This window comes from Micromonospora arborensis, from assembly GCF_003205615.1.
In the GTDB taxonomy this organism is placed as follows: Bacteria; Actinomycetota; Actinomycetes; order Mycobacteriales; family Micromonosporaceae; genus Micromonospora; species Micromonospora arborensis.
Genome location: NZ_PYBV01000030.1, coordinates 1 through 24,890 on the forward strand (window position 1 = coordinate 1; position 24,890 = coordinate 24,890).

Annotated in this window: 3 protein-coding genes; 1 reads left to right on the forward strand and 2 read right to left on the reverse strand. The window is 67.1% G+C overall.

The features are described from left to right. Positions 1-491: 491 nt before the first annotated feature. Complete coding sequence (locus tag C7C45_RS33695) at positions 492-926, reverse strand: hypothetical protein (RefSeq protein ID WP_146247379.1); 435 nt, start codon at positions 924-926, stop codon at positions 492-494. Between the two features lie 974 nt (positions 927-1,900). Continuing rightward, the gene (locus tag C7C45_RS33700) at positions 1,901-2,317 is read right to left on the reverse strand and encodes a hypothetical protein (RefSeq protein ID WP_146247380.1); all 417 of its coding nucleotides are present in this window, start codon (positions 2,315-2,317) and stop codon (positions 1,901-1,903) included. Positions 2,318-3,281: 964 nt separating this feature from the next. Between C7C45_RS33700 and C7C45_RS23110 the strand changes: the two genes are divergently transcribed. After that, the gene (locus C7C45_RS23110; protein ID WP_208641267.1) at positions 3,282-24,818 is read left to right on the forward strand and encodes a scabin-related ADP-ribosyltransferase; all 21,537 of its coding nucleotides are present in this window, start codon (positions 3,282-3,284) and stop codon (positions 24,816-24,818) included. The last annotated feature ends 72 nt before the right edge of the window (positions 24,819-24,890 follow it).

Consider the following 24,890-nt stretch of genomic DNA (forward strand, 5'->3'; position numbering starts at 1 on the left):
CGGGTGCGACGCGGGTCGACTCGGACGAGCTGACGGGTGCGGCCGGAGCCGTCTCTGGCGGGGACACGCCGTCGGCCGCCGCCGTGGAGTCGCCGTCCGAAGTCGACGGCTCGGCGACCCGTGACCAGCGCACCCGGCATCGCCGGATGGCTGCGGAGTTCGAAGCCGACTCGGCGGCTCCCTCCGCGCAGCAGGAGTCGCAGGTCGAGCCCACGCCAGGCCAACCTTCGGCATCCGCACCCGAGGACCAGGCGCCGGAGGCCGAGGCACTCGACGTGCCGGCCGGGGGCGGTTCGCGACTGCTGCGGCGGTTCCGGGTCGACCTGCCGTCCGAAGGCTTCGGGTCCAGACCACCCGCACAACCTGAAATCGATGTGCGCTATCTCGCCGACAGGGTCGAGCATGCCCGGCGCTCGATCTTCAGTGAGTCGAGTGACGGGGGAAGCGTCCGGCGACCCGTCTCCGCGCTGTCGCACGTCTCGGCCCAGCCGTCAGTGGTTGAGGCCTCGATCGACGACGCGTCCGTCGACGATGGGACGGCACCGTGGTACATCGGGCACGGTGCCAGCGGCGCGTTCAGTGTCCAGTCGGCCGGCTGGGAGAGCGAAGCCGCGCTCGCCCAGGAGATCGTGGGGGAGCTGCCAGCTCTGCCGGAAGGGCTCCCGGGGGGCACCGACGCCGAGGAGACGACGCTGCGCCAGGGGATGCAGGACCAACTCGCCGCACTGCTCCGGGTCGAACGGCCGGCGGTTGACGCCCAGTTGGACGCCACGGCCGAACCCACCGCGCCGGACGACACCGACGCGAGCACCGTCGCCGACCGGGCACTCGGCGAGGAGAACACCGAGAAGTGGCGCGACCTGCTGCGCGAGGGCTGGCTCGGGGTGATTTCCGACCGGTTGGTGCGGATCAGGCCCAGGCTGCACGCCCCGAGGGCGACGACGGGCGACGCGTCGAGCGGGAGTCAGCTCGACCTTCCCCGTACGTCGACCACAAGCAGCACCACCAGCAGACGGCAGGCGGTACCGCGCGGCGTCGCCGGAACGTTGAGTACGGCGGCCAGCTTCGCGGTCAACTATCTCTCTCCGCTGCCTGGTGTGCGCCCGGGAACCAGCAGCACGGAGCACCGTTCGACGGTCGAGTCGTACGCGATCATTTCGGGACGGAGTCTCCGTGCGGACACCGCTGTCAGCTTCGTTAGCGGGGTGGCTTTCGAGATCTCAGTGGACGGAGTCCGCTGGGGCGAGCCGGTGCCGGTGCCGGCCGAACGTGGCCTGCTGATCGTCGATTTGCCCGAGCAGAGAGCTGGCCAGGACCCCCGACTGCGCCAGGCGCCCCTGGTCGGGCCTGCCGACGGTGCGCGGCCGGGGCCAGCGGTGGCCCGCGAGACATTGACTGCTATCAACTTCGCGAATGCCGAGCGACACCTGATCGGGAGGTTGCGGGAGGGCGGCCTTTCGGCCGCCTCCACCGCGGAGATCGTCCGACAGGTCGTGAGCCAGTTGCTCAACGAGCAGACCGCGAGCGAACGCAGCCGTTGGTTGCTGAGCGGTGTGGACAGCACTGATCTGCTGGTGGCACCGGTCGAGGGGGGACAACAGTTCCAGGGGTACGTCACCGTCGAGCTCACCCTGCGGGAGCTGCAACGTCTCGGTGCGACTCCGGACGGCACGGTCCAGGACGATCTGGGAGTCGCCCGCGGGGTGTCGGCGGGCTGGGATGAATCCTCCTCCTTCGCCGTCACCGGGGCACTGGGCTTGAACACGACGGGTGCGGGCGGCGGCGTCGAGGGTGGTTTTGGCCCGCGCGTGAACAAGAAGTGGGGACGCGCGACGGCGCAGGATCTCAGCATCGAGGGCATGAACCGCACGCTGCTCAGCCGGATGACACCGCAGGTCCGCTACCGGGCGTCGGCAACGGTGCGGGTCAGCGTCACGTCGAGCACCCACCGGTTCGACCCGGTGACCGCACCCACCGAGGCCGAGATCAGGGTGCCGGCGACCGAGACGGATGCCTTCGAGCGGGCCCACTTCGGCGCACCGATCGACACCGGGGCCGTGCCGGTTCGGTTCCGGCCACTGATCACGCCGATCCTGGAGCAGCCGCCGGCACCGACGACGGCGGACCAGATCGCCCAGCAGTTGGGCCCGAGTCGCCCGGACGCGCCCCAGGTCCGCGTACCGTACCGGCTGGCGGTGCCGCAGCCCGACGAGCCATTGATCCTGGCTGCGCGCAGGGGCGACGGCCCGGGCACCACCAGCAGCCTGCCCGGCGGGTCGCGGGTCGCGCCGCTCGTGCTGGCGGTGCTGCGGGCCACGATCGATCCCGGCGCCGTCACCCTGAACCCCGACCAATGGGGAGAGGTACAGCGAGGCGTCTACCTCCACTACGGGACGCCCGCGCTCGAAGGTGCCCCAGGGCGGCTCCGGACCGGCATCTTCGCCACCTTCGAGGTCGGCGGGAGGCGGCACTCGGTGCTCGTCGTCGGGTATCCGAGGCAATGGCTCGACAGCCAGTCGTACCGGATGACGATCAGCAGGGAGGCGATGCGCGCGGCCGGATCGGGGGCCGGGGTCACCGTCACGCAGTCGGCGGGTGTCGGCCTCGCGGCGGGTCTCACCGTCGCGGCGGGTGATGCCAACCCAATCTCGCTCAACGCGCTGCAGACCGACCTCTCGCTGGTACAGAGCACCGAGCGCTCGCAGTCTCGGGTGGCCCGGAGCTATCGGCGTACGACGACCAACGGCATGGTGCGGGAGCACACGTACGAGATGGTCTACGAGGTCGTCGTACGGCCGGACGGCGGCGAACGGTCGACGTGGCTGATCGACGGGCCGGACGTCCGCCAGCAGGTGGTCGTGGCCGAGGAACACCTACCGCAGCAGCGGGTCACCGAAGCGGCGGCGGCAGCAGTGCAGACCCGGACCTACCTGCCCGGCACACCGCCACCGGTCAGCGCACCAAGGGTTCCGCTCGACACACTCGGCATCTCCGGGGTCTTTCCGCGCTTCGCGGATCTGCCGGAGCTGGCGGCGCTGGTGGCCCGCCTCTACGGGAGGCTCCACAACCGCTCCGAGAGCTGGTATCTGGAGCCGATGAACTGGCCCGAGGCGGTGTGGAACCTGGGGGTGTCCACCGAACTCGAGGCCAACCTCGCCGCCTTGGTCGGGCGGAGCTCACCCTGGTTCGTTCCGCTCGGGAGCCTGGACGGCTGGGAGTCGGCGGCCGAGATCTCGGCCGAGGTCTCCGCGCCGGAGCACCTGCGGCACAGCGACAGCATCGTGCTCGAGCAGTACTCGCAGTTGAATGCCCACTTCGACGTGATTCAGCGGACGGAGCTGACCGGTTCGGCTGGCTCCAGCGGCAGCGGCGTCCTGCCGAGCGACTCCGCGGCGCTGAACTCTCCCGACCTTGGCTTCTCCGGCGGCACGTCCAGCAACCGGGCCACGGCCGAGGCGGTCAGATCCGGTAGCAGCGGCATCACCGGCGCCACGTACGGCGATGTTGTGCGGGCCTACCGCGCCGGACGGGTCCGATTCACCGTGCGGCTGGTCCGGTGGAACGCCTCCACCAGCGCGGACCTGCGGGCGACTCTGGACCTTGAGCACGGGCTGGAGTTCGTGGTACCGGATCGGCTGGCCGCAGATCTCGGCCTGCCGAACGCGAACCCGGTCACCCAGCCGGACCGACCCCTGCGGATCGACGTGGACCCGGTGCTCGGCACGGCGGCGAGCCGCTTCGAGCGGTTACGCGCGGACGGCCTGCGGGAGCGGATCCACGCGACGCTCGTCGAGCGGAGCCTCATCTCGCGCGACGACGACCGGCCGAACGAGCTGTGGCGAGGTATCTCCCGGGCCTTCTCCTCGGACGCGCTCGAGTCGTGGGCGCCGGCAGACCTGTTCGGATCGGGTGTGCACGGCTGGTTCCTGGCACCCGGGGCGTTGAACGGGATCGGTTTTGTCTTTGTCCGGATCACCGGGCACCTCGGTGCGCCGCTGTCGGACCACAGCCGGCCGGAGACGAGCCTGACCATCCACGACGAGGCGATCGATGCCGTGGAGGAGAGCGAGTCGTCGGGGTGGTCCGCTCGGGGAGGGCGTTTCGGGCTGACCCGGCGGTTGGGCGGCGGCCCCGGGGGCGGTCAGCGTACGAGCGTGCGGAACACCTTCCGGTACGGCACGTCGGGCTCGCACGAACAGCACAACGCCGTCACCTTCGTCGTCGAGATCGGCTACTCGGCCCGAATGCCGGAGGCGTTGCAGACCGTTGGCGCGGGTGCCCGATCGGTGCTCGTGGGCGTGGCGGGCTGGTTCGGGGCCGACCGGACGATGCGTACCTTCCTCGACCAACACCAGCCGTTCGTCTGGCACGAGGTGCACGAGATCGCGGGCGGTTCCGTTCGCCGGCTGCTGCCGGCGCACCTGACCAGGTCGGCGCAGGACACCAGCGAGCGATGGCTGCACCTGCTGCGCGTACCGGGGTCCGACCTGCGGCCGACGGACGCGTCACCGCCGGCCACCTCGCCGGAGTGGAACGCTCCGCCGACGGGACCGAACCTCAACACGTTGGTCTCCCAGGACCGGACCTTCGTCCCGATGGGTCTACCGGCGGCCCGCGACCTCGGGGCCGGTCTGCTCGACGCGCTCAATACGCTGGCGTCGCGACCCGAGGGGACGAATCAGGGCGCGGACCCCGCCGCCGACGTGCCGCAGGTACTCCAGGGCAACGACTCGACGTCCCGGCTGGCCCGGCTCCTGCACCAGTACCTGATGTCGGACACCGGGTTTTCGCTCGGAGACGTCCTTGTCGACCCCGCGCAGTTCACCGGCGAGCGAAACCTGCGTCCCCGCCTGGCGCAACTCCTCGCCCACCGGTACGAGCTGCCCGGCACCGGAATCCGGCTCGGCGCAGTCCTCACCGAGGTGTCGTCGCTGCTCGATGAGAACGGTCGACCGCTGCGGGCAGAGCTTGACGGACGCGGTTACGGCCAGCGGGAGACCAGCCAGATCACCATGGCCGACCCCTCAGCGGGTCGACCGGCGACGCTCGATCCCGGGCAGCGCTCGGGTCGGGGCCTGGGCGACATCATCTCGCGGGGCCCGGAGGACCGAGCGGGTTACACGTACTACCGGTACGGGATGACCGTGGTGGCGTATCTGCCGAACGGGCAGGTGGTGAACTTCGCCTATCCGGAAGGCCTGTACGGCATGAGCCGCCGACCGGCCGCCGAGTTGCTGGCGGCCCACGACCCTCGGCGGGACCGTCCCGATGCGACGGCGGATGCCGGTCCGGCGGATGCCGGCCGGGTGGAGTTGGACCGACGGTTGGTTGACGCGGTCGCTGCCCTGCCAGAGTGGGACGGACGTACGCCCGACTGTGTGATCCGGGTCGACCGGGTGTTGTCGGGGCTTGGTCTGTCGGGAGCGGTGTCCCGTGACGACGCTGAGCCTCCGGTTGATGTGGTGGCGCAGCGTCTCGGGGGTGTGTTCGGGCCGGCTGGTTTGGGCGGGTTGGCCGTGCTGGCGGCGGGGTCGGCGACGGCGGTTCACGTGGAGCGGCCGGATCGGCCGCGGCATGTGGTGTTGGTGGCGCGTCAGGTTGATGGCCGGTTGGTGTTGGTGGAGACCCAGGCTGACCGGAGCCGCCGCCTTGTGGGAGTGCGGTTGCCGGAGCCGGGTGGCGCGCCTGTCACTCTGCCGGAGGCGTTGCGTGGGCCGGTGCGGCTCGTGCTCGACGACAGCCGACATCTGCGGCAGGTGGATCTGACCGATGCGTCCGGACCGGCTGTTCATTCCAGCCGGGACGTGGTCGGCACATCGCTCACTGATGGGCTGCTGGAGGCGTCGAGCACGCGCCGAGCCGGGATGATGACCGGATCAGATGCCCACGCGAAGCTGCCAATGGAACCAAGCCGGGAAATCCGTCGCGGGGTGCGACTGGTGCCCCCGCCTCGGCGCAGCAGGGTGTCCCAGACTGAGCTTGAGCGTGCCCTGCAGGGAATTCCGGCCCGACAAGCCACGTTGCTGGTCGGCGCGGTGCTTCCGCCACCTGACGCGGTCCACGTGGAGCAAGACGAGCTGCTGTTTCTGGGTGCGGACTCTCAAGGCCACGTCCTCGCAGTGAGCGACCTGTTCGAGCATCTGGGAGCAAGCAGGATCAGCAATCAGATCCTGGTGCTCTACGTGCACGATGCCGACCGCACGCGAATGGAGTCGATTGCTGGTGCGATCCAACGATTGATCGACAACCGGCGTCTTAGGGGGAGATTGGTTCCTGCGGCGTTGGTGTTGTCCGGGCCGCCTTCGTGGCTCCGCAGCGCCGTGGCGAACCTCTTCAGTGGGCGGCAGCCGAGTGAGCAGTGGTACGTGCCCGAGCCGTTGTCCCACAATGTCAGCCACTTCGGCACGGTCGACGACGCCTTGGCCGCGGCCCGGCACCACGTGCGTCCGGCGGTTGACGTCTTTGATGAGGTGCGCCGTCGGCTGCGGGGTGAGGAGAATCCCTACGGCTTCACCGATGCCATTCTGGCAAGCTACCTCGACAGCGAACTCATCCCGCTGTTCCCCGAATATTCGGGGGAAGTGGTGAACAGCAGGCACGGCCCGACGGTTCGGGTACCGGTCGGTGAAGCGGCAACCTTCGCCGAACGAATCCGTCTCGTTCGGAACTGGCTACGTACGGGCGTGGTGAGGAGGGTGCCGGCCCAGGACCAGGCCGCGGTCGAGGTGCAGGTGCCAGGTCGGTTGCCCGGTGGCGTGGTCCGGCTACCAGCTTCCCGCCTAGGGCCGGAGCAGCCTGTCCTGGTTGTGCCGTCTCTCCACGTTCCGATCGGTCACGAGGCACAGGATCTGGACCTCTGGGTCACCGGATATGCCGGGAATCAGTGGGTGGCCCACGAAGTGTCCGTCGGGCTGTGGAACTATCTGATGACGAGCATCCCGCCGGACTCATTCGACCGGGTCGTTGTCGAATTGGGCGATATGAACCTAGATAGGGTTGACGGCCGACACGACCCGGGCACATTGGTGAGACCGTTGACCGACGGTCGCTGGTTCACGGCCGAGCAGTACGCGAACGAGCTGTTGCCTCCGCGTGGATTCGGACAGGGTTGGCCTGTCGTGGTGCTGCCGGACCTGCCGGCTGGCATCAGTTGGTTCGAGACGCCTTTTCACCGCGATTTGCAGCGGCACGCCATCGTCGTGACCCAGCGTCATGGTTACCTGTCGATTGGGGAACTTGAGGCCAACAGATATTGGCAGTCGGATCAGATCGAGCCGTCGCCGACGGGCAGCCGGTACTCGATCAGCTCGTATCGGCATCTGCGACTGGCTGACCTGCTCACCGAGGTGACCGGTGGCACTCGGCCCGGCGGTAGGGCGGTCACTGAGCAGGCTGCCATCCTGGCGCTCGCGGGAGAGGCTGTGTTCCCCGACGGGACACTGTCCCCGCCGCCAGAAGTGCTGGCCGCGGCGCGCCGTGTCTTCGATCGGGCGACGCCGCCGAGGAACAACCTGGTTCGCTGGTTGCCGCTGCCCGTTCACGGGGGCCAGGTGAGCGATTGGCTCGATGGCCAGGAACTGGCCGTGTTGCGACCAAGTGGGCACTTGGTTGATTCGGAGATCGGCGTGCCGGGTCGTTATGTGCGAGACGTTCGGATGGGGGGTGAAACGTATCCGGTGGTGGACCTCGCCGCCCTGTCTGCCACCGCGCCCCGGTTCGTCCAGGTCGAGCCGCTACGCCACCTGGTGCTACCAGGCGAGCCGGCCCGAGTCGAGGGTGACGGTGGTGTGGGTGACGGGCCTGCGCCGCCGGCTTTCGCCGACCTCTATGAGCCGCCGTCGTATGTCGAGTCGCCTGCCGATGTGGGTCGGGTCGATGCCGCGGAGTACGGACGGGTGGGGCGTGCGGAGCAGGCGCGGCTGCGGGCCGGGTTGCAGGCTTTGCCGTATCCCCTCGGGGCGGGCGATGGCACGGATTCTGGGCCGTCGCGGTCGGGTTCGCAGTCGCAGTCGCAGTCGCAGTCGCAGTCGCCGTCGCCGTCGCGGTCGGGTTCGCAGTCGCAGTCGCAGTCGCAGTCGCCGTCGCCGTCGCGGTCGGGTTCGCAGTCGCAGTCGCAGTCGCAGTCGCCGTCGCCGTCGCGGTCTCGGTTGGCGGGGTCTGTTGGGGATGGGTTGTTGCCGGTTGCTGATGATGCGCGGGCGTTGGCGAGGCACGGGCAGGGCCGGTCGGGAGGTGCGTACCCAAGGAGTTTGACGCGCGCGCTGGCCGACCCGCCCGCATTGACGGGTGCTGCCGCCGAGGCTGACCCTGGCGCGAGCGCGGACTTTTTGCGGCTTTTTGCGGCTGCCACGAGTCTCGACGATTCGCCTGGCGTCACGCGGGACCCCGTCCTGCACGTGTCCGGGTTGACGGTCTTCGCTGGGGTGAGTGCCGGGCTGCGTGCGGGCCCGGACAACCCAGGGCGTACCGACTCGTTGGTGGCTCCGCCGATGGTGCCGCTTCCGACGTCCCCGTCGACGCAGACGCTGAACTGGCTCCGGGAGCAGGCGAGGATCCTGGCAAGCGACGCCCGCCTGGCTAGGCTCTGGCCCGTCGGTCCGAACGTGATGTGGACGTTGCCTGGGTTCCCGTCCGGCGGTCCGGACCTGACGAAGCGGTTGGCGTTCGAGATCGTGGTCGCTGTTCAGGGCGATCGCGAGACGCAGGAGACCGTGGCCCAGCGGTTGGCGAGCGTGCTCAACCGGGAACTCAACCAGCGCCTCATCCGTTGGGGTCAATGGCAGTCGGTCGCGGTGAACGTGCCGGCGGCGAGGGTCACCTATTCCCTTGCGGACTCCTCAGCGGACTCGTCGACCGATTCGGTGCGGATCAGGGATCTCGGCCTGGAACAGGTGCCGCCGGCCAAGCCTCGGGAGTTGCGTGACCAGCGCAGTGACATCCGCGCCGACCGGACGGTGGAGTTGACTCGGACTCAGCGCACGTCGCAGCCGAGCGAGGAGGACCAACAAAAGATCCGGGAGACGGCCGTCGAGGTCGCGCACCTTGCCGTGACGGCACACCGGAACGGCGTCCGGGCTCCACGGGTCGAAATGGACCTCGACTACACAGAGCACCACAGCGACGAGCGCTGGGTCAATGAGTGGGGCTCAGCGGTTCAGGGCTTGTTCCATAGCGACCTTGAGTCGGCCGTCCGTGAGCAGCTTGCGCCGGAGAGCAGCATGGTCGACGCCGTCGTCAAGAGCGTCAGATTCACGCGGGCCGGTTTGCTGATCCGGGTCGGGTCGGCTGACCAGCCCCCACCAGCGGTGCTCAGGGTTGTGCTGCCGCCAGGGCTGCTGCCGGCACCGGTCCGTGACTCGGCGAACCCGGTACCGGACTATCTGAGTACGTGGTTGACGCACCCCGCGCTGGTCGACCAGGAGGGTTGGTGGCGGGCCGAGTCGCCGTTGCTCCAGGTGGACCAGATCGCACGGGCTCTGCCGGACGCGTCGTTCCGTTCGGTGCGTACCGAGTTGCGCGACGTCGCCGATCCGATCGGTCACGCCGAGTTGCTGATGGCGTACCAGACGCCGGTGGCGTACGACGTGGCCCGGGTCATCGTCACGCAGGTCGACGAGCAGGGTGTGCGGGTGAAGACACCAGTGCGGATCTTCCGCTTGCGCATTCATCTCGTTCCCGAGCCCGGGGTCCAAGATCACCTGGTGCGAGCGTTGGGATTGCGCGCGGTGTCCGCGGTGCGCAGGCTCAACGAGCGGTTGCGATTGCCCGGTGGGGACCAGTTCCATCTGCTGCTGGAGTTCACCGAGCGGGACCGGGCGCACCACGTCGTCGCCGTACCGCGCTCGATGAGCCCAGGGGTTAACGCCGATTCGGCGCACTGGCCGGTCAGCCTGCTCCGGCCCGACCGAGCCGGTGTCAACCGGTCCGCCGAAGCGACCCTGTTGCACGAGACGATGCACCTACTGGGTCTGCACGACGAGTACCCGTCCGGTCGCAGCCGCGGGCCTGCCGCTTGGCCCGTACGCGTCTTCGCCACCCTCCTGCGGCGTGCTTCGGGGGTCGGGCGGATGCCACGCCGGACTGACCTGCCGGTGGCGTTGATGGGTCATTTCACCGACGACGCGCCCGAGCTGATCGCGGTGCGGTACCTGGCGCGCATCTGGCAGATCCAGGAAAGTCAGGTCCGCGCTCCGGAAACCACTGTGGAACGCACTGCCCAGCGGATCGACGTGATCGCCCCACCGGACGGCAGCCGGTTGGAGGGAGCGCGGGCGGTGGCCTCGACTTTGCGCTGGCTGGTAGCCATCGACCCGGGCGTGCGAAACCTGCGGATTCTGAGCGACCAACCCTTCCGGGTGGAATTTGTCGGTGCGCTTCGGGCAGTTTCCGAAGCTGGTGGGCTGCAGCCGTACACGGGTCGGGTGTACACCGTGGTGCGGGCAGCGGACGAGGTCTCTTTCGTCAGCATGTTGAGGAGGCCCGCGGAGCTGAGGCACCCGGTGCTGGCCAGCCCCGAACCGTTCGTCACCGTACCCGCGGGGCATAGGCAGCTCGCAATCGACGTGAACGACTCTGCGCTGGACCTGGGCGACGGCGCCGGGCAGCCGGCCGTGCTGGTCAGGCCAGGATCGGTGGTGTCGGTCGAGCCGCAGGACACCGCCCCGCAGGACACCGCCCCGCAGGTTGCGGTCTCGGTCCGATCGGGGGGGACGTCCAGGTTGGACCGAGCGCCGGCGAGTGAGCGGCACCCCGGTGCGTCGAAGCAGCCAGCAGCAATTGCTGTTCCGCAGCTCCTGCCTGGGGTACGAATGGTGCCCCCGCCCTCGGGTAGCAAGGTGTCCAAGGCCGAGCTTGAGCAGGTCATAAGGGGACTTCCGCACCGACCACATACGTTGCTGGTCGGCGCGGTGCTGCCGCTACCTGATGCGGTCCACGTGCAGGCCAACCAGCGGCTGTATCTGGGTGCGGACACTCCCCTTCAGACCCTCACAGTGGACGGCCTGTTCGAGCAGCTGGGCGAATCCGGGATCGGCAATGAGATCCTCGTGCTCTACGTGCATGATGCCGACCAGCCGCGAATAGAGGAGATTGCCCGTGCAGTCCAAAACCTGATCGACAGTCGGCGTCTTGATGGGCGGTTTGCTCCTGCGGCGTTGGTGCTGTCCGCGCCTTCCCCACCGCCCGCGCCGCCCTCGCCGCTCAGGAGCGTCTGGACGAGGGCGGTCGGTCAGCAGCAGCCGAGTGAGCCGAGTGAACAGTGGTACGTGCCCGAGCCGTTGTCCAGCAAAGTCAGCCGCTTCAACACGATCGAGCATGCCCTGGGTGCGGCCCGGCATCACGTGCGTCCGTCGGTTGACGTCGACTATGAGGTGCGTCGTCGGCTGCGGGGCGAGGACAACGCGTACGGCTTCACCGATGCTCGTTTGGCCCGCAACCTCTACGACCGAGTGGCAGAGGTCCCCGCATACTCGGGGGAGACGGTGAACATCGTGCACGGCCCGACGATTCGGGTACCGGTCGGTCGAGCGGAAGCCTTCGCCGAACGAATCCACCTCGTTCAGGACTGGCTACGTACGCGCGTGCTGAGAGAAGTTCCGGCCCAGGACCAGGCGACCGTCGAGGTTCAGGTGCCAGATGAGTTGCCTGCTGGCGTGGTCCGGCTACCGCGTTCCGAAACGGATCCGGAGCAGGATGTCCTGGTCGTGCCGTCCTACCTGGAACGAGGTAGGGAGACGGACCTCTGGGTCACCGGATACGCCGGGAATCAGTGGGCGGCCCGAGCGCTGCCCGACGACCTATGGACGTACCTGAAGGGGAGCATCCCGCCGGACTCGCTCGACCGGGTCGTTGTCGAATTGGGCGATCCGAACCGTGAAAGGGTCGATCAACACCCACGGCTCAGCCTGCTGCGACCGATGATCGGTGGTCCCTGGTTGACCGCCGAGCAGTACGCGAAAGAGTTGCTGCCACCGCGTGAAATCGGGCAGGGGCGGCCAGTCGTGGTGCTGCCGAACGTGCCGCCCAACGTGGATTGGTTCGGGTCGCCGTTCCACCGCGAGTTGCAGCGCTACGCGATTGTGGTGACTCAGCATCGCCGTAACCTGTCGAATCGAATCGATGAGGACACCTTCTGGCGGTCCGATGAGATTCTGCCGTCGTCGATGGGCTGGAGGGAACCGGTCTCGACTGAACGGCAGCATCTGGCTGCCCTGCTCACCGAGGTGACCGGTGGCCCTCGGGCCGGCGGCAGGGGGGTCTTTGGTCCGGGCGCCATTCTGGTGCTCGCCGGGGTGGCCGAGACTTTCGGCGGGACATCGTCCCCACGTCCGGAGGTGCTAGCCGCGGCGCGCCGTGTCTTCGATCGGGCGACGCCGCCGAGGAACAACCAGGTTCTCTGGTTGCTGCTGCCCGTGCCCAGGAGCCAGGTGAGCGATTGGCTCCATAGCCAGGAACTGGCCGTGTTGCGTAAAACTGAGCGCTTGGTTGATCCGAAGATCGGCGTGCCGGGTCGTTATGTGCGAGAGGTTCGGGTGGGGGGTGAGACGTATCAGTTGGTGGACCTCGCGGCCCTGTCTGCCGCTAGGCCTCAGCTCGTCCAGCAGAAGCGAAACCGCCTACTGGTGCTACCAGGCGAGTCGGCCCAAGTCGAGGGTGTCGGTGGTGTGGGTGACGGGTCCGCGCCGCCGCCTTTCGCCGACCTCTATGAGCCGCCGTCGTATGTCGAGTCGCCTGCCGATGTGGGTCGGGTCGATGCCGCGGAGTACGGACGGGTGGGGCGTGCGGAGCAGGCGCGGCTGCGGGCCGGGTTGCAGGCTTTGCCGTATCCCCTCGGGGCGGGCGATGGCACGGATTCTGGGCCGTCGCGGTCGGGTTCGCCGTCGCAGTCGCAGTCTCGGTTGGCGGGGTCTGTTGGGGATCGGTTGTTGCCGGTTGCTGATGATGCGCGGGCGTTGGCGTTGTATCCGTGGTTGGGTTCGTTGAATGCGTCGGGTTCGGTGACGAACTGTGTGCTTTTGGCGATCTCGGTGGATGTGAATCTGGATCCGGATGAGACGTTCACGGTGCAGGAGGTTCCGGATGAGGATCTGTTGCCGGAGGCGTATTTGGTGGCGCGTCAGGGTCAGTTGTTGGGTGACCGGGCGCGGGTTTATCGGACGGATGTGGAGTCTGTTCGGGCGGTGTTGGCGGTGGCTCCGGTGGGGTCCCGGGGTGTGGTGTTGGTTCGGGATGGGGCGTCGGGTGTCGGGGTGGGGGCCTCGCATGCGTTCAACGTGGTGTTCGACGGTGGTGAGGTGCGGTTCCTTGATGCTCAGCGGGGTGGTTGGGCTCGGCTGCCGGACCAGGTCGGAAAGTTGTTCTTCCTTCCGATGAGCACGGGGATCGACGCGCCGGAGGCCTCGGATGTGGTCGACCCGGCGGCGTTGACCGGTGACACCGGCGGCGTTGCCGGCGAGGCCGAGCTCCGGATAGTTGTGCGGGTACGCCCCGACGTGGATCCCGGGTCGAGTCCGATTCTGGCAAGGCGCCGCGCCACCTCGGATGTCGAGACGTACGACATGAACGTGACTGTGGACAGGGCGTACCTGACCCAAACCAACGACGGACTCTTCCAGAGCCACCGAGCCTCTGCACCGGGAGGGAGAAGCGTTTCGGTCTTCATCCTTGAGCACAGGATTCACCCGACGATGGCTGATCAGCGCACGGACGAGGGGCTGCCATCATGGGACAACGCCCTTGCGCAACTGCGTGCGGTGGTCGAAGGGGCGACGCGGGCACCGCTCTGGAAGGGCGATTCGGATCGCGGTCATGGGCTGCCGCTGCAGGAGATCTATCGGCCCGAAGATGGATGGGAAATCACGTCACGGGGGTCGGGCGCGGAGGTGTTCGTTCCGTTCAGGACGGACACCAGCATGTACGTCCAGTGGACTGTCGACGTGCCCCTTGGTGATGGGCTCGGGCTGGCGGAATGGATCGCGGCGGAGCGCGGGCGTGATGATCAGTCGATCTACACGGAATTCCTGCGTGATGGTATCGACTTCGGTCGAGATGTTGTCGCCAGATACCTCGGCGTCGCGCCAGCTCAGGCTGACGCGCACCGGAACCTGCCGGAGGTCATGCAACTCTGGGACTTCATGACCCATACCTACACGCATGTCTCCGCCGCAGCGCAGTACGCGGCTCTCAAACCGAGGAAACTAGCGAAGAACCTGCTCCTGATCGGCCTTCGGAATCCACTATCGCTGGTCCGCGCTCATCTGCCCGAGCCGGTGCGCTTGTTCCTCGGGGCTGCCGCTTTAGACATCTCGGCTGTATGGAGTGAACGGCTCCGTGCACACCTCACCAGGTACTTCCCCGACCACGTCCAATTGGCGGAGGTAGACCTACTCGAACTCAACGGAAATCTGACGTCTCGGGTAGACCCGTTCACGATTGGCGATTATCTCAACCAAGCGCTGCTCGAGCAGCCTGGCATGGAGATTCACCAGTACGACGCAGTTGGCCTGAACAGCGGAACAGCCGATCCGAACGCGTTCACACAGCTTGTCGACAACCAGGGCCGGATGAAGACGTCCGCCGTGTACGAGCTTCGGAGGCTCAGGCGCGGGCGGCAGACGTTGGAAGGCATGGACCACGATCACAGCGCGATCGTTCACATGCTCAGCGAGCTGCGTGCCGCGGGCGAAGACAGGGAGAGGCGCGACCGATCGCCAGAGGCGGATCTGGCGTACCGGCTCAGCTCTTTGCTCGGCGTGCTGGAGGAGTGGGCATCGCCGACGGACGAGATAGGCCCAATCACCACAGGCCAGCTGACGGAGATCCTGCGGCAGGTCGGCGCAATCTCCGTCGGCTCGACCCACCCGTCGTGGCCGAAACCACTGCAAGTGGTCAGGGCGCAACTGGAGGTGGTGGCCGGAGGACTTGACACCTATGTGGAGACGCCGGGGGCCCACAGCCGGACTCCGCAGTGGCAGCAGAGCATCGGGGACATCATCGGGCAGATCGACGCCCTGCTCCGGCGCTGGCACGCTCTGGTCGAAGGAAACGCTGCCGGCGTCGCCGGGCTGGCTGCGCCCGTGAACGTCGGTAGGGGCGGCCCCACTCGGGTTCGGCGGGAGTGGCAGCTCGATGCCGGAGAGCAGAGTGGCCGCGCTCGCCGCAGTAGGCAGCAGCAGCCGTACCCAGCCGGGGGGAGACCCGGGCCGTCCAGCGGTGAGGAGCGTCACCGCGCCCGATCGGTTTCCGGGTACCCGAGTGGTTCGACGTCGCTGGCAAGCGGATTTGCAGCGCTGACGATGGGCGGTGCCGACTCCGGGACGACGTCTACCCCGGTCAGTTCCTCGTCGGGGACCTCGGTCGACGGCGCGCCGCTTCGGGTGGCTGGGCTGGCGGCCTTCGCCGGGTCGGTCGGTGCGGCCGACCCGGGCGGGGCGGTGCGACAGACACTGGACTGGCTCACGTCCCACGCGAGGTCTCAGACCAGCGATGCGGCCCTGTCGAACCTCTGGCCGGACGGGCCGGATCCGGATGAGCGTCTGGCCTTCGAGATCGTGGTCAGCGTTCACGGTGACCTTGAGACGCGGGAGACCGTGGCCCAGCGGTTGGCGAGCGCGTTCAATCGGCAGCTCAACCAGCGCCTTGTCCGTTGGGGTCAGTGGCAGGGGGCAGCAGGGGATGTGCGGCCGGCCAAGGTGACGTATCTCCTGACCGACCCGTCGGCGGATTCGTCGACAGACTGGGTACAGGTCGTGGATCTCGGCCCGGAAGAGGTGCCGCCCGCCTCGCCTCGGGTACTGCGCGGCCAGCGGGCGAACGTCTTCGACGGTCGAACGGCGGTTCTGCCGCCAGGGCTGCCGGCACCGGTCCGCGATGAGGCGAACCCTACTCCGGACTATTTGAGTACGTGGATGACGAGCCCCGCGCTGGTCACCGAGGACGGCTGGTGGCGGGCCGAGTCGCCGGTGCGGCGGGTGGACGAGATCGCTTGGGCTTTGCCGGAGGCGTCATTCCGTTCGGTGCGTACCGAGACGAACGACGTCGCCGATCCGATCGGTAACGCCGACCGGATGCTTCAAAGTTTCGTCTCGCCGGTGGCGTACGACGTGGCCCGGGTCAACGTCAGCGACGTCGATCAGCACGGTGCGCGAGTGGAGACGCCGGTACGGATCTTCCGTCTGCGCATCCATCTGGAGCGCGAGTCGGGTGTGAACCGAGGACACGTAGAAGTCCTTCAGGAGCACGCGCTGACGGCGTTGGGTTGGATCAACGAGCGGCTGCGGTTGCCCGGTGGTGACCAGTTCCATCTGCTGTTGGAGTTCACCGAGCCGGACCAGGCCCACCACGTCGTTACCGTGCCGCTAGGAATGTTCGAGGAAGGGGACTTCGCCAACCACGGGACCTGGCCGGTCGCGCTGCTGATAGGCCACCCGGCCAATCGTGGGCCCAGCGACCAGTACACGCAGTCCGTCCTGCTGCACGAGATGCTGCACCTACTGGGTCTGATCGATGAGTATCCGTCCGTGCGTAGATATGACCCGGACGCGGAACCTATTCGGATCTTCGCCGCCTTCGTGCGGAGCGCGTCGGCGGATCCTCGTTCGCAGGCGTACGACGCGTCGGCGGTCGAGCGGATGCCACGCCGAACTGATACGCCGGCGTTGATGGGGAATCTGCCCAACGACGCGCCGGAACTGATCGCGGTGCGGTACCTCGCGCGGATCTGGCAGGTCCAGGAGAGCCAGGTGCGTGCCCCGGAGACCACGGTGCGACGCACCGGCCGACGGATCGACCAGATCGACCCGCCGATCGACACCTGGACCCCGGGAGCGCTGGCGGAGGTTGAGCTGCGTCGGTTGATGCGCCTCGACCCGGGCGTGCGCAACGTGCGGATGATGGACGATGGGCGTTTCGCGGCTGACACCTCGCAGACCGCCGCCACGGTGATTGATTCCTTCGAACTGGAGTTGTATTCGGGCAAGGCGTACACCCTGGTGCCGACCGCGGACGTGGACGATTTTGTCGCGATGCTGAATGGTCCGCCGCGCTTTTGGCCCACGGTGCTGGCCAACCCCGAGCCTTTCGCCCGGATACCAGAGGGCCACACCCAAGTGGCCTTCGATCTGGACTCCGCGTATGACGTGAGCGGCGAACCCGGGCAGCCGCGGGTGCTGATCCATTCGTCCGCCTCGGACGCGTTGCTGTGGGTCGAGCGGCGGGGCGACGGTCCCCCGGTAGGTTCCGGGACCGAGGCCGACTTGGTCGGGGCTGGTGGGGTGATGTTCGCGCGGGAGATTGCGGGTAACCCGTCGGATGACGAGGTGCTTTCGGTGTTCCCGGGGTTGTCGTCGGTTAATCCGTTGTTGACGGTGGATCGGGGCTCGGGCCGTGGGTTGGCGGACAACTGTGTGATCGCCGCTATCGCCACTGACTGGTATTTGCGGGATGGGGAGCGGTATCAGGCTGGTGGGGCGGATCCGTTGCCGGTGGGGCATCTGGTGAACCATCAGCGGGAAGAGTTGGGGCTGCCGGACGATCATCCGGGGTTGGTGTGGCGGGTCACCGGGCCTGAGTCGGTGCGGGCGGCGTTCGAGCGGTCGCAGGTCGGCTCTCGGGGCATCCTGTTGGTCCGTGACAGGTTCTCTTCGATCGCGCATGCGGTGAACGTGGTGCGTACGTCGAGCGGTGTGATGTTCCTGGATGGTCAGCAGGGTCGGGCCGCGCGGCTGCCGGAGAATCTTGCGGGCCTGGAGTTGCTGCCGATGACCGCGGATGTCGCGGTTCCGCAGGACGCACAACCCGTGTCCGGCCTGGAGGCATCGGACCTCCAGGTCGGAATGATGGCGATTTCTGAGGAGGCCGATCTCAGGGGGTTCGTCAGGATTGGGGGGGGTGCCAGTCTTGGCGGCACCTATCAGGGGGCGGATGGTCGCCAGTGGAACGTCAAGGTGGCGAAGACAGATGTCCATTCGGCGAACGAGATTGCCGCGTCGGCGTTGTACCGCCTCGCCGGGGTGGACACCCCGCAGGTGCGTCGGGGCCGGAACATTCCTGGACTGGGCTCCCTGCGGGTGACCTTCGAGGCTGTCGTGCCTGGTGCCGTTGCGGATCTTCGAATGCGGATGTACGACCCGGGCTATCTCGAAGCCGTGCAGGCCGGGTTCGCGGTTGATGCCTGGTTGGCGAACTGGGCTGTTGTGGGTAACACCTGGTCCAACATCATTACCGACGGTGACGGACGCCCGCACCGTGTCGATCTTGGCCGTGCGTTGCTGTTCCGTGCTAGGGGAGTGCCGAAGGGCGATGCCTTCGGCGAGGTTCCGAACGAGCTTGAATCGTTGCGTGACCCTGTGAACGCCGAGACGGCGAAGCTGTTCGGGCAGATGACCGATGAGCAGCTGCGCGATTCCGCCAGGCGGCTCGCGAAGGTCACCGACGAGGCCATCACCGGCATCGTGACCGCGTCCGGTCTCGACGGCGACGTCGCCCGTCTGCTGATCAAGCGCCGCGATCACATTCTCGAATGGGCCGATAAGCCAGGGCTGCTAAAAGAGCCATCCGCCTTGGACGATTCGGCGGTCCCGAAACCAACGTACTTCGCGCCCAACGTCCTGAAGATGGATACCGGGTGGTATGCCCTGTCGTTCCCGGAGAAGGAAGGCAATCTCGACCCGGTACTCAACGGGATCGTCGGCATCGGCAAGGTGCTGGCCCGGTACGCGGTTGCCCAGCGCGATGGGCGACTGCCGTCTGTGCGGTTCACCGCCTACCCTCAGCCGCAGGATCACCGAAAGCGGGGGTGGAAGCCGATCGAGGTTGCTGAGCGGGTCCGGCAGAAGTTGACCAGGAGACTGTCGGGTTGGCTGGAGAAGACGTTGCGGGCACAGCCCGGCCTGGCCGGGGACGAGGCGGGAATTGTTCGCGTGCGTAAGCGGCTGGCCCGTTCTCTGGTTATCGCCGAGACCGCTGAGCGTGGCCCCGTGCAACGATTGTCGGACCCGGGCGGCGAGCTTACGTATCGCATTGATGTGCACATCGACGGCATTGAGCCGCAGTCCGATAAGTCTCTCGCGGTGACCTCAGCGCAGCCTCTTCCTGTTTTCGAGGTGATGGTGCGGCAGCATCTGGCCGAGCTGCGCGGGCTGCGGGACCAGCTGATGATGACGTCCACGACCGAGCCGGAGCACGGTGGCGACTCACCCCTGATCACGTTGCTGAGAAGCTTCAGCGGCGGGGTGTTGGACCTCCTTCAACGGTTCGCTTTCATCGCCGATGCTGGCGGTGACGCGTTGGCGGACGTCGGGGGGTTGCGTGGGCCGCTGGCGAACTGGTCGGCCGCGCTGCAACAGTATTCCGGCTATATTGCTGAGTTCGCCAGGTGGGAACGGCGCGGCGTGTTGGATGGCGCCGATATGGTTCGCCGGGCCGAGCGGCTGGTGGAGCTGTTCGACGAGTCCGCGTTGGACTGGACGCGGATCCCCTACCCCGACGACCATCTGATCTGGTACGGCAACGGGAGCGACCCCAGACACCACTTCCTTACCCTTACGAAGGCCGTGCCTCGCCGAGTCTCGGCGGACCCGCCCATCGATCCGTTCGCGGTCGCGGTGTACCGAGACAGCAACCTCGCTGAACTGCGAATCGCCGAACACTCGGACGACGGGCGCGATGTGATGATGTGGCGGACCGACCGGGAGCCGCTCTACCGGCTCGACGCACGGGACCCTGAAACGATCATCATGAGTGATGGCTTCGGGTCGTGGAGCTCCCGTGCCCCGGAAGATCTTTTCGATTACATGCTGTTCCTCGATAGGACCGCCCTGGTGTCGACCACCCGATCGAAGTCGTTCGCGGCTGAATTCGGAGGCGGTTATGTGTATGAGATCGACGCACCGGGTGGCATCGATCTGAACGCCACCCAGCGCAGATACGGCATCACAGTTCAGCTTGAGGTGGTCTTCCCGGGCGGGATCCGGTCTGAGTTCATCGTCCGCGCGTGGCAGGTGAACGCTGACGGCGAGTTGGTCGTGGCCTGGGAGAACCCCGGGTATTCGCGGGCGCGGATTGATGCGCTGGCTGCCGAGGTGCTGCCGGTGGTGCCGGTTGTTGCGGGCCCGCCGGCTGGGGATGGTTCGGGCTCGGTGGTGCCGGTGGTGGTGTCGAGTCGTCCGGGGTATGCGGGGCCGCATGATGGTGTGAGTGAGTTGCCGGAGGTGGTGCACCGGGGTGAGTTCGAGGTTGAGCATCACGATGGGTCGCCGTTTGTGCGGGTCTACACGGTGGTGTCGAATCGGCAGAATCTGCATGGTGGTGATATTGGCCAGGGTTCGGCTCAAGCTGATGTGGCTGACGTTGCGCAGGATCCCGAGTCGGGCAGGATCTTGTTCGCTGAGGGTGAGCGCCGGCGGCCGTTGACGGTTATTGGTGGGCGGCCGTTGGCGGCATTGAAGTTGGTGGGGGCGATGGCTCGTTACCAGCGGGCGTTGGGGTTGCCGGAGGGTAATGAGTCGGCGCCGTTGGTGCGGTCGTTCCTGTTGCCGTTGTCGGCGTATGAGGAGTTCACCCGCAATGCGGTTGGTGTCCCGGCGTGGGGTGCGGATCTGACGGGCGTGGCGGGCATTCGGGGTGAGTTGGAGCCGAACGTGTTCGCGGTTTCGTTCGATCAGGTCGGTGAACAGCTTGCTGCGCACGCGGTGGCTGGTTCGTTGCGGACTTTCACTGATCATCCGCGTTCGTTGCCGACGGTTGGTTCCCAGGCGGGGGCTGCCGGGGTGGTGGAGTCGTTGGGTGTGTTGCGGCAGCGGTTGGGTGTGCCGGAGCGTGAGCTCAACGCGGAGTTCGATCCGTGGCCGAGTGTTTCGGAGGTGCAGGAGGGGTCGGTCGACGCGGGGCGGCCGGCTCGGATCGCTGGTGAGTTGCGTGGGTTGTTGGTGACGTGGTGGCAGTCGCAGCAGCAGGAGTTCGACCGGCGTCATTACGCGTTGACCGAGGGTGATGACCTTCCGGTGTTCTTCCATCGGCGTCGGGCGTTGGATGGGTTCCTCGCCGCGCATGGGGTCGACCAGGCTCACGATGGTGATGTGGCGGCGTTCATGACCGCGGTGGTGGAGCCGTGGGCGGCGCAGGCGGCGATCGCGCACACCCTTGTGCAGGAGTACGAGCGGCTTCGGCAGGATCTGAACGTCACCGACGAGGTGCAGGTCGTGGACTTCACAGCCCTGCGGTTGCGGGCGGAGAGTCGCGCCGAGGCGCTCCGCCAGTTGGGCGCCGAGCTGGACCGGCTGTGGCGCGGCAACAGTCCAAGCTCGGTGCTGCAGATGGTCGACCAGCTCAGGGGGGCGCTGCCGGAGTTGTCCGGCCGGTTCGACGAAATCACGGTGTTCAACGAGTGGTATACGTACGCGGAACACGTGCAGATGGTGTTGGGGCAGTATCGGACGCTGACTGCTGCGGAACTCGGTAGCAACCCGCGTACGGCGGTGATCGCGAAGGCGATCCTGTTCCACGACATCGACAAGGTGAACGCCAAGCGGCAGTACGGCGATGACCAGGACCGGCACGATGCGGAGCCGGAACACATCCTCGCGGTCGAGTTGGTCCGGCGGTACGCGCCGTTGTTTGGTGACGAGAGTGATCTGCGGTTGGTGGTCGGTCTGGTCGACTCGGATCCGTTCGGGTTCTACCTGCGCGGGTTGCACGGGCCGCGGGAGGTGTTCTCGTACATTGCCCGGCTCGCGTTCGAGGTGGACGGTCGGGACGCGGTCGACGGACCGTTGTCCGATGGTGACGTGGTCCGGATTCAGCAGGTGTATCGGGCCGCGCACCAGTACTACCAGGCGGACTTCTCCTCCTACACCCGGCACAGCTCGTATTTCCCCAGCGGCGGTGGGCCGCAGCGCTCGGGGGAGTCAGCGTTCGACCGTTACTTCGCCGAAACCGCGGATGGGCGGTTGCGGTTGGTCGATGGTCGGTTCGAGTACGCCGGCGCGTACGCGCAGCGGATGGCGGTGTTGGATGCGGCGCTGGCCGACCCGGAGCAGATTCGGTCCTGGTATGCCGAGGTGCGGGCCGAGCAGGAGCGGGCGGCGGCGGTCGCTGAGTTGGTGTCGCGGTACGAGTTGGCTGATGACCCGCTGCGTTTGGTGACTCAGCCGGTGCGGGGCGCGCAGGGTGCCGCGTTGACGGTCGCCCGGGAATATCTGGGTGGGTCGGCCGCAGGCACCGCCGGGTCGTACACGGTCGATGACGTGGTAGCTGATTACGCGGCCCGCGACCAGACGAAGACCGAGGCGGACCTGCGCGAGCGAAGCGTGCCGGCCATCATCACCACCGCCCTGGTGAACTCGTCGCTGGCGACGGGCTCCGGCACGACGGCCCGCCCTCCGGCCGTCGGGGTGTACCCCTGGTTGGCGTCGGTGAATCCGGACAACTCCAGAACGAACTGTGTGCTCGTCGCGATTGCCGCGGACATGAGCCTGCAGCCGGGTGAGACGATGACGTGGGCGGCTCCGGACGAGAGCGCCAGGCCCGAGTCCGACCTGGTGAACTACCAGCGTCAGCAGTTGGGTCTGTCCGACGACGACGTTGCTCCGATCTACCGAACGAGTGTCACGTCGGTTCGTGAGGCGATGGCGGCGGCCCCGGCCGGGTCGCGGGGTGTGATGCTGGTTCGCCCGCGCTCCGCAGACGCGGGGGTGGGCGCCGCACACGCGTACAACGTGGTGGTGCGCGGTGACGGCGTCGTGGACTTCCTCGACGTTCAGCGCGTCGACTGGGCCCGGGAGCCGAACGAGTCCGAGCAGTCCTACTTCCTTCCGCTGAGCAAGGAAGTCGGCGTGCCTGAGGAGTCGCAGGTCGTTGATCCGGCCGAGTTGAACGGCCTCGCCGGAGGGCTCGGTCCTGAGGTCGAGCGCTCGGCAATGGTCATGCTGCGCAAGGGAGTGAAGCCCGGATACGGTCTGGTGCTGGCAAGGAGGATCGCCGACGAAGGGGTCGAGACGGAGTACGACATGGAGGCCACCCTGGATACCAAGAAGTATTTCCAGGGTGCGGACCTGCTCCTCTATCCAAACCGGGAATCGGCACCGGTGCAGGTGCGCGAAGGAGGTGTGGTTAAAAATTTCTACATCATCGAGGAAAGATCCCATCCGACGGTGGTGGATCGTCATGGCGGGGACGAGGGGCGGCCGTCCTGGGACAGCATTTTACAGGAGACGATCGACGTGGGAGACCGGTTGAAGTCGGCGCCTCGCTGGCGTTCAGCTTCAGCTGTCCGCTTGTTGGCGATTGAGGACGTCTACCCGGCCAGGGCGGGATGGGAAATCCTGCCCGAGGGCATGGGTGCGAAGATTTTTGCTCCCTACCCCGACGAGAGCTTGTACGTCCAGTGGAACGTCGGTGTGCCCATTGGTGACGGACTCGGGGTGGCAGAGTGGCTCGCACTGGACGAGAATTCCGTTTCTCCGGAAACGCAGGGAATCCTGCTCGACGGCATACAGTTCGGCCAGGACGTCGTCGCGCGGTACCTCGGTGTCACGCCGGCCGAGGTGAAGTCGTACCGGCACCTGCCGGAAGTTGCGCAACTCTGGGACTTCATGGTGCATACCTACACGCATGTCTCAGCCTCGGCCGAAGATGAGAGCGTCCGGCTGATAGGACTGACAAAGAACCTGCTCGCGGCCGGCCTTCGGAATCCGCTGTCTGTGGTCCGCGCGCAGTTGCCGGAATCGGTGCGTCTCTTCCTTGATGCCGACGCTCCGACCATCAGGCAGATGTGGGTCGATCAATTCCGTACGCACATCACTCAGCGCAGCATCTACCGCGAGGTTCAGCACCGAAAGCGGGATGACCTCGAAGTCGTCGACTTCCTCCAGCTGGAAATTAAGTCCGGCACAATCGGTCGTTATCTCGATAATGCCCTGCTTGACAACCCTCAACAACACATCAGTCAGTATGACGCCGTGGGAATGAACAGCGGGTTGTCGGAGGGCTCGAAAGTTTTCGACCGTCTTGACGATAATGAAGGTCGATTGAAGAAGTCCGCCGTATACGAGCTCCGCAAGATTCGGAGGGAACGGATATCGGTGGATGAGATGGGTGCGGACCATGACAAGATTGAAAACCTGCTCGGTGATCTGCGCGCCGAGGGTGAGCGCAGGGATCGGGTCGCTGAGACGCCGTCAGCGCGGCTGACGAAGGACATCACCGAGTTTGTTCGCGTTCTTCGTGGTCCGGCACCCGGCACCGGTCATCTGCTGGGCGAGCGCCAGCTGAACGAGATTTCCCGGCGACTGGGAGGCATCCTCGTCGGCGCTGCTCACCCCGCTTGGCCGCAACCGCTGCTGCAGACCAGGCGGCAGTTGGGGGAGGCGGCCCAGCAGGTTCATCTCTACGCCAGGACGCCGGGTGCTGACAGCACCTTCGCAGCAAGTAGGGCGCGGGAGGTTCGCAGCATTCTCGGCAGAATTGACGCGCTGCTCGCGGCCTCTCCCGCCAACGTCGCGGGGATGTCGACCGCGTTCGCCGGTCTGACCACGAGTGGTCGGCCAATCCGCTACGCCAGCCAGCCACCGACCCGACAACTGCCGGGTCTCCCGGCAGCCGGCTCCAGCGCGAGCCACGTCCCGCACACCGCCCGCTCGGGCCTTCCGGGGCATCCTGGGTCAGCTGCCCAGCCGCCACGGACGCCGGGCGAGATCGCCCGCGAGATGTGGGGGCCGCTGCCGTACCGGGGGCCGCTGCCGTACCGGGGGCCGGAGCCGTACCGGGGGCCGGAACCGTACCGGGGGCCGGAGCCGGACCCACGCCAGCGGCCGAGGCGCTGACTTCCGGCACGGCGGATGTGATGACAGGCCGTGAGATGTTCGTGACGGAATTGAACCGGACCACGTCGGCGG